This is a genomic window from Thiocapsa bogorovii (assembly GCF_021228795.1).
GTDB lineage: Bacteria > Pseudomonadota > Gammaproteobacteria > Chromatiales > Chromatiaceae > Thiocapsa > Thiocapsa bogorovii.
This window is the reverse complement of record NZ_CP089309.1, coordinates 323224-337923: the sequence shown is the minus strand read 5'-3', so window position 1 is coordinate 337923 and position 14700 is coordinate 323224. Positions and strand designations below refer to the sequence as shown.

Sequence of the window (14700 nt, the reverse complement as noted above, 5' to 3'; positions counted from 1 at the left end):
TGCTGAAGCGATGAGTGGCGCCCTTACGACCGCTCTCACCTTCGAATATGCCTGGCGAACCGACCGCGGTCGCGTGCGTTCGGGTAACGAGGATGCCGTGGCCGTCGACCCTGAGCTCGGCTTCTTGATTGTGGCGGACGGTATCGGCGGCGCTCAGGCCGGCGAGGTCGCAAGCGCCTTGGCGACGGACCTCATCGCCACGCGTTTTCGAGAGCAGATGGCCTACCGACTGCATCCGGACGCGGCGAAGGGGTTCGTCGAGACGGCGATCCAGGACGCCAATGTCGCCATTTGGACGCTGAGCAAAGCCGAGCCGGATCTCTCCGGGATGGGGACAACCGTGGTTGTGGGGGCCGTCGGGGAAGATTGGCTAGCCTTCGGCTACGTGGGTGACTCGCGACTGTATCGGCTGCGCAACGGGCGATTGGAGCAGCTTTCGCGGGACCACTCCTTCATCCAAGAGGTGGTCGATCAAGGATTCTTCAGCACGCGCGAGGACGCCCGCCGTTACGGCATCGGGGCGAACATCCTGACCCGAGCACTCGGGTCGTCGCCCAAGGTCAAGGTCTCCTGCGGGGTCTCCGATCTCGCGCTCGGCGACATCTTTTTGTTTTGTACGGACGGTCTAACGGGCATGGTCCCGGAAGACTGGCTGTGTCAAGTGCTGACCGCGAGCTTCGGGAACGATCTCGAGCCTGCTGCAGAGGCGCTTGTGCGTCTCGCCAACGAGCGTGGCGGCAACGACAACATCACCTTGGCGCTGCTGCGGGTCGGCGCTCCGTCGCTTGATGGCGCCTAATGCACGGCTTCGGTTGCGAGGAGTGGGCCGAACCCTGACATCCACGGCGGTCAAGCGACAGATGGACGATCGGCCGAGAGATCCTTCAGGCGATACAGCAGATCCAAGGCTGCTCGAGGCGTCAAGCTGTCCGGCTCGATGGTCTCCATAACCTCCAAAAGCGGATGCGGCGCGGCGGGCTCGGGATCGGGCGGGAAGAGCGAGAGCTGCACGGCATCGCGCTCCGCATGGCGTCGCGCGCCGGCTTCCAGCTCGCGCAATCGTACGCGTGCACGCGCGATCACCGGGGTCGGGACGCCCGCGAGTGCGGCGACCGCCAGGCCGTAGCTCTGATTGGCCGGGCCCTCGCGTAGGGCGTGCATGAAGACGATGCGGGCACCGTGCTCCACCGCGTCGAGGTGGACGTTGGCGATACCCGGATATTCCTCGGGCAATGTCGTCAGCTCGAAATAGTGGGTTGCGAAGAGACCGTAGGCACCGATGCGCGTGGCCAACTCCACAGCGCACGACCAAGCGAGCGAAAGCCCGTCGAAGGTGCTGGTGCCGCGCCCGACCTCGTCCATTAAGACCAGACTCTGGGCGGTCGCATTGTTGAGGATGTTGGCCGTTTCTTCCATCTCCACCATGAAGGTCGAGCGTCCGCCGGCGAGGTCGTCGGAGGCGCCGATGCGCGAGAAGATGCGGTCGATTGGGCCGATGGACGCGGTGCGCGCCGGGACGTAGCTCCCGCTAAAGGCGAGCAGCACGATCAGGGCATTCTGGCGCATATAGGTGGATTTACCGCCCATGTTGGGCCCGGTGATGACCAGCATGCGACGGCGGCGATCCAGACGCAGTCCGTTGGCGATGAAGGGGTCGTCGAGGACCGTCTCCACCACGGGATGACGTCCGTCTTCGATCTCGATGATCGCCTCGTCGGTCAGGCGCGGACGGGTCCAGTCCAGTGCCCGCGCGCGCTCGGCCAGATTCGCCAGCACGTCCAGCGTCGCGATAGCCTCGGCGCTCGCTTGCAGGGGCGCGAGCGACCCGGCGAGGGTGCCTAGCAAATCCTCGTAGAGTGCCTTCTCGCGGGCCAGTGCGCGCTCTCGGCTGCTCAGCACCTCGTCCTCGAAGCGTTTGAGCTCGGGCGTGACATAGCGCTCGACGCCTTTGAGCGTCTGGCGGCGGATGTAGTCCTCCGGGACCTGATCGGCCTGACTGCGACCGAGCTCGATGAAATAGCCGTGGACGCGGTTGTAGCCGACCTTCAGCCCGGAGATTCCGGTGCGCTCGCGCTCGCGGGTCTCCAGGTCGAGTAGAAAACGGTCCGCGTTGCTCGAGAGCTCACGCAGCCGATCGAGCTCCGGGTCGAGGCCGGATGCGATGACGCCGCCGTCTCGGATCAGCATGGGGGGTTGGGTGATGATTGCGCGCCGAAGCAGATCCAGCACCTCGGGGTGGGTGCCGATCGCCTCGGCGAGAGTCAGAAGCAGCGGATCGTCGCAGCCGTCGAGCGGTGCACGCAGATCCGGCAGCACGGCCAGGGCATCGCGCAGCGCGGCCAGATCCCGCGGACGCGCCGAGCGCAGTGCGATACGCGAGAGGATGCGCTCGAGATCCCCGATCCCGGCGAGGACCGTCTGCAAGTCGGTTTGGACGCCCGTGTCGATCAAGGTGCCGATCGCGGCATGACGCGACTGCACGTCCGATCGCGAGCGCAAAGGCCTACCGAGCCAGCGTCGCAGCAGACGGCTGCCCATCGCAGTCGCGGTCCGATCGAGCACGCCGGCCAGCGTGTGCTCGGGCCGTCCGCCGAGACTCTCGGTGATCTCCAGGTTGCGACGGGTCGCGGCGTCCAGGATCAGGGCCTCGTCGCGCTGCTCGGTGGTGAGCCCGCGCAGATGGGGTAGGGCGGCGAACTGGGTGTCGCGGACATATTGCAGCAGACAACCCGCGGCGCCGATGGCGAGATCCAGCCCCGTGCAGCCGAAGCCGTTCAGATCGCGGGTGCCGAACTGATCGCAGAGTAGACGTTCGCCGGTGTCGCGGTCGAAGTGCCAGCTCGGGCGGCGGGTGACACCTCGGTCGATGCGCAGCAACTCGGGTAGCCGGCTGTCCTCTCCGACCAAGACCTCGGCCGGCTTCAAGCGCTCCAGTTCGCTCGCCAAAGCCTCGCGGGTGGCCACTTCCAGGACCGAGAACCGCCCGCTCGACAGTTCCGAAAACGCCAGGCCATAGTTGTCACGCCCTTCGGCGATCGCCGTCAGCAGGTTCTCGCGCCGATCGTCGAGCAAGGCCTCGTCGGTCAGGGTCCCCGGGGTGACCAGGCGTACCACCTTACGCTCGACCGGGCCCTTGCTCTTGGCCGGGTCACCGATCTGCTCGCAGATCGCCACGGAGACACCCTTGCGGACCAGGCGCGCCAGATAGGCCTCGGCGGCGTGGTAGGGTACGCCCGCCATCGGGATCGGCCGACCCGCCGACTGCCCTCGCTTGGTCAGGGTGATGTCCAGCAGCCGCGCGGCGCGCTCGGCGTCCTCAAAGAACAGCTCATAGAAATCGCCCATCCGATAGAAGAGCAGCATGTCCGGATACTCCGCCTTGAGGCGGAGGTACTGCTGCATCACCGGGGTGTGTGCACTCTGATCTGGTTTATCCATGGCCTGCAAGACGCTGAAGTGTGAGTCGATGGAGGGCGTACCGCGAGGACCGCACGGAACGAGCAGGATTCGCTCGCGCGCTCGATGATGCCGGTGCCGGATCGAGTCCGGATCGACGCATCTTCAGGACCCAATGCTTTTCAATTCCTGAACCGCGTCCGGCACCGCGCGCTTGATATCCGGCGACGCATGCCGTCGCAAACAAGATCCCGGATGGCCGGGAGACGCGGTTCAGAAGGCCTCGACCTCGGTCGAGTCCCCATACATCTCGATCTCGAGCCGCTCGCCGACCTTACGGGCTCTGGCGTCGATCATCGGCGAGATGACGATCAGGCGATCGGCCTTGCGCTCGTGGCGCCGCTCGTAGAAACGCGCCTTGCGCTCGAAGATGTACAGGCCGGCCTTGTCGATCGAGGACTTCAGCTCGCAGATCAGCAGCAGGCCGTTCTTGATAATGACATCCAGCTCGATCTGGTCCGGACGGCCGAAAACCTCGCCCGAGTCGTCGTAGTCGGTGACGTTGACCACCTGCACGTCGAAGCTCTGTTCCAGGATAGCGGCCAGGGCATCGCGGAACGCCTTCTCCGATTGGAGCCCCCAACTCGAGACGAGCGCACCGATGCCGCGATCGAATTTCTGCGCCTGCGCCATGACCTCGTTATGCAGGCGCTTCAGCTCTTCCTGGTTCTCGTCCCAGCGGCGATTGCTGTCCGCGCGGCTCTCCTCCCAAAGACGACTCTGCTCCGCTCGGTTCTCGTCCCAAAGCCGGCGCCACTCGGCTTGGTTTTCGTCCCAACGGCGGTTCTGCTGCTCCCATTCTTGCGCTTGCTCCTCGTGCATGCGCTCAAGCTCGGCCTGGTTCGCTTCCCACTTCCGCTCCTGCTTCTCGCGGTCTCGACGTAGCTCGCCAAGCAGCTCGTAGAATCGATCTCCGGTCTCTCTTCGGTCGGCGTACTCGTTTCGTGTCAATTCGAGGACATAGGTCCGGAACGCGGGATCTTCGCGCAGCCAGGTCGGCAGCTCTCGCTTGATGGTTTCTTTTAGGGATTCCGTGGTCATGTCCGATGGCGAAGAGCGACTGTGGTACCTTCCTGAGTCTACCAGAGCCCCGTGTTCGGTTGTCAGGCTCCGACCTCTGCCCCCGTTGGGTCGCCGGGTGCTATGCCCTTTCTCTGCCTGGGTCCTGCGAGACGACGAAGCGCTGGGGGGTGTGTCGTCTCCAACACCAGGCGGTCTCGCGGACTTCGCGCAGCCGCTTGCCTGCAGTACGCGTCGAGGGGCACTCAGCCCTGCCTGCTTTCCCCGATCTGGTCGCAATATTGGCTTAAGTTGTCCGGCACTCCGGGCGGACAGACGCCGCATTCCCGGTTGCCGGGCACCGCATAGTCGATGAACTTCGGGTAGGCGAGATTCAGCCCGTTCATCAGCTCGACGAAGGACTTGAGTGAGCGGTTGCCGCCGAGCCGCGGGTTGCGGGTCTTCTCCTGCGCGATGCTCGAGACCCAGCGTCCCTCGTAGTCGTGGCCGGGATAGACCAGCGTCTCTTCGGGCAACGAGAAGAGCTTGCCGGCCACACTGTGATACAAGGCGGTCGGGTCGCCGCTTTGGAAATCGGTGCGACCGCAGGCGTCAATCAGCAGTGCATCGCCCGTGAGGATCCGCTCACCGATCCGGTAAGCGTGATGTCCGTCGGTATGACCGGGTGTGAAGAGAGGGTCGATACGTAGACTGCCGACCGCGAGCGGTGTCCCTTCCTCGATCGGCACATCGACGCAGGTGAGAGCGTCGATTGCGGGATGTGCGATCCGGCTGCCCGCTTCGCGCTTGAGCGTGCGTGCGGAGGTGATGTGATCGGCGTGGACGTGCGTATCGAGCGTGTAGACCAGCTTCAATCCGAGCTTGGAGATCTCGGTCAGGTCGCGCTGCCAGGTGGGCAGCACGGGGTCGATCAGAATCGCCTCTCGCGTCTCCTCGCAGCCGAGCAGATAGGTGTAGGTGCTTGAAACCGGCTCGAACAACTGTTTGAACAACATCTTAATCCTCCGTCGAGAGTAACCTTTGCGAAAGGCGTAGGGTATCGGTGTCCTGCGGTCGCCGAGTCGGCCGCGTTCTTGGCCGCCGATTCCGACATCGACGATCCGCTGCTGGAGAAGTCCACATGTCGCGGCGAGTCCGGAAAGCCTGGCACCGTATCGGTCGCGTTCCTGCGAATGTGAGGCCCCGGCCAGTCGCTGCCGGCACGGTCCCCTGCGTTGAACCCGGATCCGAGAGCCAAACGAAGGTTGTTGGGTCTCGGTCCGCACTTCTCGTTAGAATGCCGCCATGCGAAATGATCTCAAGCTTCCCCGGCTCTACAAGACGCTCCTCATGCTGGCGCTCGTCTTCGGCCCTTTTTACTGGTTGGCCTTCACCGAAGACGGTCAACGGCGTACCGATCTGGCCCTGATGTTCCTCCTCGGCAAGCCAGATCTGAATGCGGGCTTGGATGCCTTCACCAGTGCTCTGACCGAGGCGCAGATCCGCGAGACTTTCCCGAAACTCGCGTTTCAGTGTGCCGACGGGGCGAATCCCTTCGGCGACCGTCTCTGCGCCGCAGAGATCGGTGCCTTCAACGGGATGCCGGCATCCTCCGTGACGCTGTTTCTGGTCGGCGACGGGCTCCGCGCGGTCAAGGTCTCTTACCGCCGGATCTACCATCCGCTGGTGCGCAACTGGGTGGATGGGCGTGTCGGTCGGTCCGATGATCCGCCGACCTCGCGGGCGAGCGACATGACCGGCGACGGGGTCGCGACCTGGACGGTGCCGGACGGTTTGCTGATCATGCGCGACGGCGAGCTCGCGCGTGAGGACGACCCGGCCTTGCTCTGGCTTTCCCGCGCGGCGATCGCTCGACAGGCCGCCGCCCGCGTCCCCAATCAGGCCCCGTTGAATTGATCCAACAGGAGCTTGGCGGAGATCAGGACCGACGACACGACCAGGATAGGTCGCACCAGGACGGCGCCGTGCTTGAGTACCAGATGCGAGCCCAACCAAGCGCCGAGGAGTTGGCCGACCGCCATCGAGGCGGCGACGATCCAGACAACGTGTCCGCCGACCATGAAAAAGATCAACGCAGTCAAGTTGCTTGTGAAATTGAGCAGTTTGGTGTGAGCCGTGGCGCGGCGCATGTTGTAGCCGAGCAGCGCGACATACCCCATCGCGAAGAAGGTCCCGGTGCCGGGGCCGAAAAAACCATCGTAGAGGCCGACGCCGGTTCCCACCGTCAAGGCGAAGGCCGGCGTCGAAAGCCGCTGGTGCGAGTCCAGATCCGAGACCCGCGGCGAGAAGAGAAAGTAGAGCGCGAACCCGACCAGCAGGATCGGGATGAGGCGCTGCAGCGCGGCGCTGTCGATCTGCTGAACCAGGATCGCGCCGAGCGCGGCGCCGACGAAGGTGCATGCTACCGCGAAGGCCGCGCTGCGCGGCTCGATCATGCCCTTGCGCATGAAGTGGATGGTTGCACTGCCGCTGCCGAACACCGCTTGCGCCTTGTTGGTCGCCAGGCTTTCGACCGGGCTCAGACCGGCCCAGAGCAGGGCAGGGATGGTGATGAGTCCGCCGCCGCCGGCGATGGCATCGACAAAGCCTGCGAGCAGCGCGAGGCCGAACAGGATCAAGGCAATCTCGGGGGAATCCACTCGGGTCTGCGTCCTCGCCGTTCAGGTTGAAATCCAATAGCCTGGTTACAATCTGCGCCCCTTCATTCAGGTTCCGATACCGACGACCCGAGCCGACAACACGATGCCCGCACTCGACGTACAGCAGCTGACCAAGACCTACAAAGGCGGTTTCCAAGCCCTGAAGGGAATCGACCTGACGGTCGAGGAGGGGGATTTCTTCGCCCTGCTGGGACCGAACGGGGCAGGCAAGTCGACCTTCATCGGCATCCTCGCCTCTTTGGTGAACAAGACCGGCGGCAGCGTGAGCGTCTTCGGCGAGGATCAGGATCGCACGCCTGAGCTGGTCAAGTCATTCATCGGCCTCGTGCCGCAGGAGTTCAACTTCAATCTCTTCCTGCCCGTCGTGGAGGTGGTGGTCAATCAGGCCGGCTACTACGGCATCCCGCGACGCGAGGCTCGCGTGCGTGCCGAGCGATATCTCAAGCAGCTCGATCTATGGGACCGGCGCGACACCGAGATGCGCAAGCTCTCCGGCGGTCTGAAGCGGCGCCTGATGATCGCGCGGGCATTGGTGCACGAGCCGCGGCTGCTCATCCTCGACGAGCCGACGGCGGGCGTGGATATCGAGATCCGACGCTCGATGTGGACCTTCCTGCGCGAGCTCAACGCCGGCGGGACGACCATCATTCTCACGACCCACTATCTCGAAGAGGCGGAGAGTCTCTGCCGCAATATTGCCATCATCAACCACGGCGAGATTGCGGAGCGCACCAGCATCCTCGCGTTGCTCAACCGGCTCCATACCGAGACCTTCGTCTTGAACCTCAAGGGCCGGCTCTCCGAGCTGCCTCAACTCGGCGGTTTCGTGCTCCAGCACCTCGACGACTGCACGCTGGAGGTCGAGATGAGCCGCGAGCATACCATCAACGGTTTATTCGAGGCCCTATCGCGTAACGGCATCGAGGTGATCAGCCTGCGCAACAAGCAGAATCGCCTCGAGCGGCTCTTTCTGGAGATGGTCGACCGCCGTGGCGGCGCCGGATGGTCGAGCTCGGATGCGGCGTCCGCGCCCGATGCCGGGCGCGAGGTGATTGCTTGAGCAGGCAGGGTGTGGGCTGGTATCGCTACTGGATCAGCTTCCAAACAATCTTCGTCAAGGAGATCCTGAGGTTTACCCGGATCTGGGTCCAGACAATTCTGCCTTCGGTCATCACGACCACGCTCTACTTCGTGATCTTCGGGCGCCTGATCGGCGATCGGATCGGCACCATGGGCGGATTGGACTATCTCGACTTCATCGTACCGGGTCTGGTTTTGATGGGCGTCATTACCAACGCCTATTCCAATGTCGTGTCGTCCTTCTACAGCAGCAAGTTCTCCCGCTACATCGAGGAGCTTCTCGTCTCTCCGGCGCCGAATTGGGTGATCCTGGCGGGCTATGTGGCCGGCGGTGTCGCCCGTGGCTTGGTGGTCGGGCTGGCCGTCATGCTGGTCGCCATGATCTTCACCGAGATCCACATTCACAGCCTTGCGGTGACCGTGCTGGTGATTACGATGACGGCGGTGCTCTTCGCGCTGGGAGGCTTCATCAACGCTATCTATGCCAACAGCTTCGACGACATCTCGATCGTGCCGACCTTCGTGTTGACGCCGCTGACCTACCTGGGCGGGGTGTTCTACTCGATCGAGCTGCTGCCGGGGTTTTGGCAAGGCGTGTCTCTCGCCAATCCGGTCCTCTACATGGTCAACGCCTTCCGCTACGGACTACAGGGGGTCAGCGACATCCCCGTGGGTATTGCGTTCGGGATCATTGCGATCTTCATCCTGGTGCTGTGCGTGTTCAGCTTGCATCTGCTGCGTCGCGGGGTCGGCATCAAGACCTGAGCGTCTGCCCCGTGCTCCGGCGGCCTCGGCTCCAACCGCTTGAAAGTACGCCCGCAGGCCCGTCTCGTGATCTGCGCAGGTTGTATCCTTCTGCAGCAAGTGGGACCATAAGCACCTGAAACTTCCAGAAAAGGACCGGCCATTCGATGTTTTCCGGCTCGCGTTTCGTACCGTCTTCGTTGTTGAACGACCCGCTGCCGTGCGCGGTTTTCGTGATCGGCTCTCGTCCCGAGCGGAGGCGCTGAGGTGGCCCGACGCCCACGTTCCGCACCTGCGCGCAAACGCCGCGGGTTCGGCGGACTCATGTTCCGCTGGGCTCTGTTGGTCGTCGTCGGGGTCGGTCTCGCCGGCACCCTTTACAGCGTCCATCTCGATCGGATCGTGCGCGGAAAGTTCGAGGGGCAACGCTGGGCGCTTCCGGCACGTGTCTATGCACGCCCTCTCGAGATCTACGCGGATCGGCCTCTTCTCGGCGATCAGCTTCAAGCCGAGTTGGATCGTCTGAATTACCGGCGTGTCGAGACCCCTGCCGCTCCCGGGAGCTACAGTCGAGACGGGGAGCGCTTTCTCATCCGCACGCGATCCTTTAGGTTCTGGGATGGCGAGGAACCCGGGCGGACCTTGCAGGTCAACCTTGCCGACGGTCGGGTGGCGGAGCTCGCCGACGCCTCCGACGGCTCCTCCCCCGCCCCTGCGTTGGTGCGGCTCGATCCGATGTTGATCGCGAGCATCTACCCGACGCACAACGAAGACCGTGTTCTGGTGCGTCGCAAGGAGATCCCGGACCTGCTCGTGCGCACCCTGATTGCGGTGGAAGATCGCAGCTTCTATCGGCATCTCGGGGTGGACCCGCGCGGGATCGCACGTGCGGCTTTCAGCAACCTGCGCGCCGGAGGCGTGGTCGAGGGAGCGAGTACACTCACGCAACAGCTGGTCAAGAATTTCTACCTCAGCGCGGACCGGACCTTCGAGCGCAAGATCAACGAGGCACTGATGGCCCTGCTGCTCGAGCGACGCTACAGCAAGGACGAGATCCTCGAGGCTTATTCCAACGAGATCTACCTGGGCCAAGACGGCAGCCGGGCCATTCACGGTTTCGGCCTAGCGAGCGACTTCTTCTTCAACAAGCCGCTCGAAGAGCTCGGGATCCCCGAAACCGCTCTTCTGGTCGGATTGGTCCAGGCGCCGTCGAGCTTGGATCCGCGTCGCCATCCACAGGCTGCCCTCAAGCGCCGTAATCTGGTGCTGGATCTCATGGTCCGCGACGGGGTGATCAGCACCGCGGAGGCGCAGGCTGCGAAGGCCGCTCCGCTCGGGGTCGCCGAGGGTGGCGGACGGGCGGTCGGGGAGTATCCGAATTTCGTCTCGTTGGTGCGGCGGCAGTTGCAGCGCGACTATCGCGAGGAAGATCTCAGGTCCGAGGGACTGAACATCTTCACGACACTGGACCCTTCCGTGCAGGCCGAGGTCGAGAGGGCGCTCCCGGCGCGTCTCGCCGAATTGGAAAAGAAGCGCCGCATGAAGGCCGGCTCGCTCGAAGCCGCTGCGGTGGTGACATCGGTCGCTCAGGGCGAGGTGCTGGCGCTCGCCGGCGGTCGCGAGGCCGGCTATGCCGGGTTCAACCGGGCACTTGACTCGGTACGCTCGATCGGGTCGCTGGTCAAGCCGGCCGTTTATCTGGCTGCTTTGTCCAAACCCGAGCGTTATTCGTTGACCACCAGTATTCAGGACACTCCGGTCAGCATGCGGGTCGGCGACAAGATCTGGGCGCCCAAAAACTACGACCACCGCGTCAACGGGGCCGTGCCGTTGCATCGTGCGCTCAGCAGCTCGCTCAATCTGGCGACCGTTAATCTTGGCTTGAGTCTGGGCATCACCGAGGTGACGGAGACGCTCTATCGGCTCGGAGCCCAGCGACGTATCAGCAAAGTCCCCGCGATCTTGCTCGGTGCGGTCTCCTTGTCGCCCTTGGAGGTCGCTCAGATCTATCAGACGATCGCCGCAGGCGGATACCGGGCACCGCTGCGCGCCATTCGCGAGGTCATGGATCCCAACGGTCGACCGCTCAACCGCTATCCGCTGGCCGTCGAGGCCGTTGTCGATCCCCGGGCGGCCTATCTGACGACCTGGGCGATGCAGCGTGTGGTCACGCACGGTACGGCTCGATGGCTCGGCGCGAAGCTTCCGAAAGGGATGACGATGGCCGGCAAGACGGGTACGACCGACGACATGCGCGACAGCTGGTTTGCGGGATTCAGCGGGGACAAGGTAGCTGTGGTCTGGGTCGGCAGGGACGATTATCAGCCGATGGGGCTCGCCGGAGGCACAGGCGCCTTGCGGGTGTGGGGCGATTTCATGCTCGCCATCCCCAACGAGCCGCTCTCGGATGTCCCGCCCGACGGTGTCGTTCTCGCCGGCCGCGACCAGGCCCCGTATGTTGCCGGGACGACTCCGGCCGCGGGAACCGGCGGCGAGAAGAAGAAGACGGGCCGCGAAGGCGGGGACGAGCAAGACATCGCGCAGGCTGAGCCGAAGCCGGCGGCGGATCCGGAACCCGCGGTCGAAGCGAAGGCGGCGCCCAAGGCGTCGTCCAGTAAGAATCTTTTCATGAGCGATTTCTACAACTGATGACCAGAGTGCCGACCATCTTGATTGCAGGGCTTGTTCTGACTGCATGTGCGACCGCACAACGCGAGGAAGCCGCGCCCGTGGTCCAAGTGACTCCGCGCGGATCCGTTGTCGAGGCGCCGAAGCCCGCGGCGCCGCCCGAGCCCGAAAAGCCTGCAGCGCCGAAGAAACAGCAGACCAGGGTCTTTGCGTATCGGGATCCGGCCGCCGAGCCCGCACCCGAGCCTGATCCAGAGCCAAGTTCCAAGGCGGCGACCGCAGGGGAAACGACAGGGTCTGTTCGAGCAGCGGCTCCGACGCCGTCGGCGCCAGAGGCCACGCCGCCGCCGACTCAGGCGCGAGCCGCCGGGTCGGCCCCGGGCACCGCGTCCGCCCCCGCAGCAGCGAGGCCTCCCACGCCTGCTCCACCTGCGCCGAAGGTCGCGCAGACGCCGCCCAAGCCCGAGGCCAAGGCGCCGGCGCCACCTGCGCCCGCTCGTGCCGAGGTGCCTCTCACGCCGCCTCCGCCCGCCCCGGCGCCGGCCGTCGAACCGCCCGCCGCGCCGCCTGCTCCTGAGGTCCAGGTCGCCGCGGTCCCGCCGGCACCGGCGCTGGCAGCGCCGGGTCTGCCGCCGGCAGCGGACGCATTGGCCCGTCAAGCCGAGCAACAGCGCCAGGCGGGTGACTATGCGGGTGCAGCGGCCTCGCTCGAGCGTTCTTTGCGGATCGCGCCGCGCGAGGCCTATCTGTGGAACCGGCTTGCCCGGGTTCGCTTGGAGCAGGGACAGGCTGGTCAGGCCGGCAATCTCGCCTCGCGCTCGAACGACCTCGCAGGCGATACGCCGCTGATCAAGCAGGACAACTGGCGCGTGATCGCGGAGTCCAAGCGGCGCTCGGGGGACATCGCCGGCGCGACCGCGGCAGAGCAGCGCGCGAGCGGCAACTGAGCGGCCCGAGTCGGCTCGCTCAGGGCGCCCACGCCTCTGTCATGCCCGATCTCGGCGATATCTTCGGTCCGCGCGGTCGGCTCTCCGAGCGACTGCCGGGTTTCGCTCACCGGGCACAACAACAGTCGATGGCCGAGCGGATCGCGGCCCTCATGGAGGAGGGCGGGACACTCATCTGCGAGGCTGGCACCGGCACCGGCAAGACCTTTGCGTATCTGGTCCCGGCTATCCTCTCCGGACGCAAGGTGCTGATCTCGACCGGCACACGCAACCTCCAGGATCAGCTCTTTCATCGCGATCTGCCGCTCGTGGCGGCCGCGCTCGGCGTTCCGGTGCGGGCCGCCCTGCTGAAAGGGCGCGCCAATTATCTTTGTCGCCATCGCCTGAAGCTCGCCATCGACGACATCACACACCTGGATCCCGAGTCGCGCGGCGGTCTCAAGCAGGTTCAGGACTGGTCGAAGTCGACCACACGCGGCGATATCGCCGAGCTGTCGATCCCCGAGGACGCCCGGGTCTGGCCGATCGTGACCTCGACAAGCGACAACTGTCTCGGCCAGGACTGCCCGGACTGGCAGGGTTGCCATCTGGTCGCCGCGCGCCGCGAGGCCCAAGGCGCGGATCTGGTGGTCGTGAATCACCATCTCTTCTGCGCCGACCTGGCGCTCAAAGACGAGGGTTTCGGCGAGATCCTGCCCGGTGCGGACTGCTTCGTGCTCGACGAGGCGCATCAGTTGCCCGAGACGGCGACCAGCTTCTTCGGTGTCCGCGTCAGCGCTCGGCAATTGCTTGATCTGGTCCGAGATAGCGAGCTCGAATATCGTCGCGAGGCCGGGGACATGCCCGAGCTGCCGAAGCGTCTCGGGGCGCTGCGTCGAGCCGTTCAGGACATGCGCCTGGGCCTCGGCGAGATCGATCGCCGCGGACCCTGGAGCGAGCTCGCGGGCGCGCCCGAGGTGTTGAAGGCGCTGGAAACCCTGGTGCGGCGTCTGACATCCGTCACCGAGGGTCTGAAGGCCGTCGAGGGTCGCGGCAAGGGTCTGGACGCCTGCCTGGGGCGGGCCGTGGATCTCGGCGACGCCTTGCAGCGCCTGACCTCGGTCGAGCCGCCCGAGGCCGTGCGCTGGTTCGAGACACAGGGACGCGGGTTTCGGCTGCACGAGACACCGCTCGAGGTGGCCGAACCCTTCCGTGCCCAGATGGGGAGACCCCAAACGGCCTGGGTCTTCACCTCGGCGACGCTCGCCGTGGGTGAGCGCTTCGATCATTTCGCCCGCCAGCTCGGAATCGAGGAGGCGCAAACCGAGCGCTGGGACAGTCCTTTCGACTACGCGAGGCAGGCGCTTTGGTTCGTCCCGCGGGGCCTGCCGCAGCCGTCCGATCCGGCGTACAACAGCCACCTGCTCGAGCTGGCCTGCGAGGTTATCGGCTACAGCCGCGGGCGCGCCTTCCTGCTGTTCACGAGCTATCGCGCATTGCGCGAGACGGCCGAGGGTCTGGAAGGCCGGATCCCCTATCCGATCCTGGTCCAGGGTACGGCACCCCGGGCCGATCTGGTGGAGCGGTTCCGTGCGCTCGGCAACGCCGTCCTGTTGGGAACATCAAGCTTCTGGGAAGGAGTCGACGTCCGAGGCGATGCGCTGTCGTGCGTGCTCATCGACCGCTTGCCCTTCGCCTCCCCGGGCGATCCGGTGCTCGCCGCGCGGATCGACGCCGTGCGTCGTCGCGGCGGCAATCCCTTCAACGACCATCAACTTCCGCAGGCCGTCATCGCGCTGAAGCAGGGCGCCGGGCGTCTGATCCGCGACGGCGAGGATCGCGGGGTCCTGGTGGTTTGCGACCCGCGTCTTCTGGGGCGATCCTACGGCCATCGCTTCCTGGAAAGCCTGCCGGCGATGGCCCGCACCCGATCGATCGACGACGTGAGGGCCTTTTTCGAGGCCGTGCCGCAGCCCGATGACGCGCCGGACCGAGCCGATGCGGCGCAAGTCGCGCCGCTGGAGGCCTCGGTCTGACCTCCGCACGCTTGATCGAGGCCGACGATGCCGGCATTTCCCCTGAACCGGCTCACGGCGCAACGACGCCATAGACCGAAACCACCAGAGGGCAGCAGGCAGGACCGCCCCCACGGGAATGCTTGCCCGGTGCACCGGTCGAACGCTCGG

At 65.2% G+C, this 14700-nt stretch carries 11 protein-coding genes; 7 read left to right on the top strand and 4 right to left on the bottom strand.

Annotation, left to right across the window (positions count from 1 at the left end; all coding sequences use genetic code 11):
- Positions 1 to 10 precede the first annotated feature (10 nt).
- Entirely contained in the window at positions 11 to 799 is a 789-nt protein-coding gene (locus LT988_RS01575; protein ID WP_232408526.1) for a PP2C family protein-serine/threonine phosphatase, read from the top strand.
- Between the two features lie 50 nt (positions 800 to 849).
- Here LT988_RS01575 and mutS read toward each other — a convergent pair whose 3' ends face one another.
- From mutS to LT988_RS01560, 3 genes are all read right to left on the bottom strand, one after another.
- Positions 850 to 3438, bottom strand: a complete 2589-nt coding sequence (gene mutS / locus LT988_RS01570; RefSeq protein WP_232408525.1) for a DNA mismatch repair protein MutS — start codon at positions 3436 to 3438, stop codon at positions 850 to 852.
- Positions 3439 to 3669: 231 nt separating this feature from the next.
- The gene (locus LT988_RS01565; protein ID WP_232408524.1) at positions 3670 to 4497 is read right to left on the bottom strand and encodes a PD-(D/E)XK nuclease family protein; all 828 of its coding nucleotides are present in this window, start codon (positions 4495 to 4497) and stop codon (positions 3670 to 3672) included.
- Between the two features lie 224 nt (positions 4498 to 4721).
- Positions 4722 to 5471 (bottom strand): MBL fold metallo-hydrolase, encoded by a 750-nt coding sequence (locus LT988_RS01560; RefSeq protein WP_232408523.1) that lies wholly within the window; start codon positions 5469 to 5471, stop codon positions 4722 to 4724.
- A gap of 289 nt (positions 5472 to 5760) precedes the next feature.
- On the opposite strand from LT988_RS01560, the gene LT988_RS01555 reads away from it, so the two are divergent.
- Positions 5761 to 6372: a hypothetical protein gene (locus LT988_RS01555; RefSeq protein WP_232408522.1), complete on the top strand. Its 612-nt coding sequence runs from the start codon at positions 5761 to 5763 to the stop codon at positions 6370 to 6372.
- Here the strand turns inward: LT988_RS01555 and LT988_RS01550 are convergent.
- Positions 6354 to 7115: a TSUP family transporter gene (locus tag LT988_RS01550; RefSeq protein ID WP_232408521.1), complete on the bottom strand. Its 762-nt coding sequence runs from the start codon at positions 7113 to 7115 to the stop codon at positions 6354 to 6356. The two genes, LT988_RS01555 and LT988_RS01550, sit on opposite strands and share 19 nt — an antisense overlap.
- Before the next feature lie 103 nt (positions 7116 to 7218).
- Here LT988_RS01550 and LT988_RS01545 point away from each other — a divergent pair, with 103 nt between their 5' ends.
- The 5 genes from LT988_RS01545 to LT988_RS01525 all read left to right on the top strand — a co-directional run bounded on the left by LT988_RS01545 (position 7219) and on the right by LT988_RS01525 (position 14550).
- Positions 7219 to 8196, top strand: a complete 978-nt coding sequence (locus LT988_RS01545; RefSeq protein ID WP_232408520.1) for an ABC transporter ATP-binding protein — start codon at positions 7219 to 7221, stop codon at positions 8194 to 8196.
- A complete protein-coding gene (locus tag LT988_RS01540) occupies positions 8193 to 8981 on the top strand; it encodes an ABC transporter permease (RefSeq protein WP_232408519.1) in 789 nt (262 codons plus the stop codon). Before LT988_RS01545 ends, LT988_RS01540 begins: the two co-directional genes overlap by 4 nt.
- A 303-nt stretch (positions 8982 to 9284) precedes the next feature.
- Positions 9285 to 11609 carry a penicillin-binding protein 1B gene (gene mrcB, locus LT988_RS01535; RefSeq protein WP_232410666.1) on the top strand — a complete coding sequence of 775 codons (2325 nt, stop codon included), beginning with the start codon at positions 9285 to 9287 and terminating at the stop codon, positions 11607 to 11609.
- Positions 11609 to 12535 (top strand): tetratricopeptide repeat protein, encoded by a 927-nt coding sequence (locus LT988_RS01530; protein ID WP_232408518.1) that lies wholly within the window; start codon positions 11609 to 11611, stop codon positions 12533 to 12535. Before mrcB ends, LT988_RS01530 begins: the two co-directional genes overlap by 1 nt.
- Positions 12536 to 12576: 41 nt before the next feature.
- Positions 12577 to 14550, top strand: coding sequence for an ATP-dependent DNA helicase (locus LT988_RS01525; RefSeq protein WP_232408517.1), 1974 nt, complete (start codon positions 12577 to 12579; stop codon positions 14548 to 14550).
- The last annotated feature ends 150 nt before the right edge of the window (positions 14551 to 14700 follow it).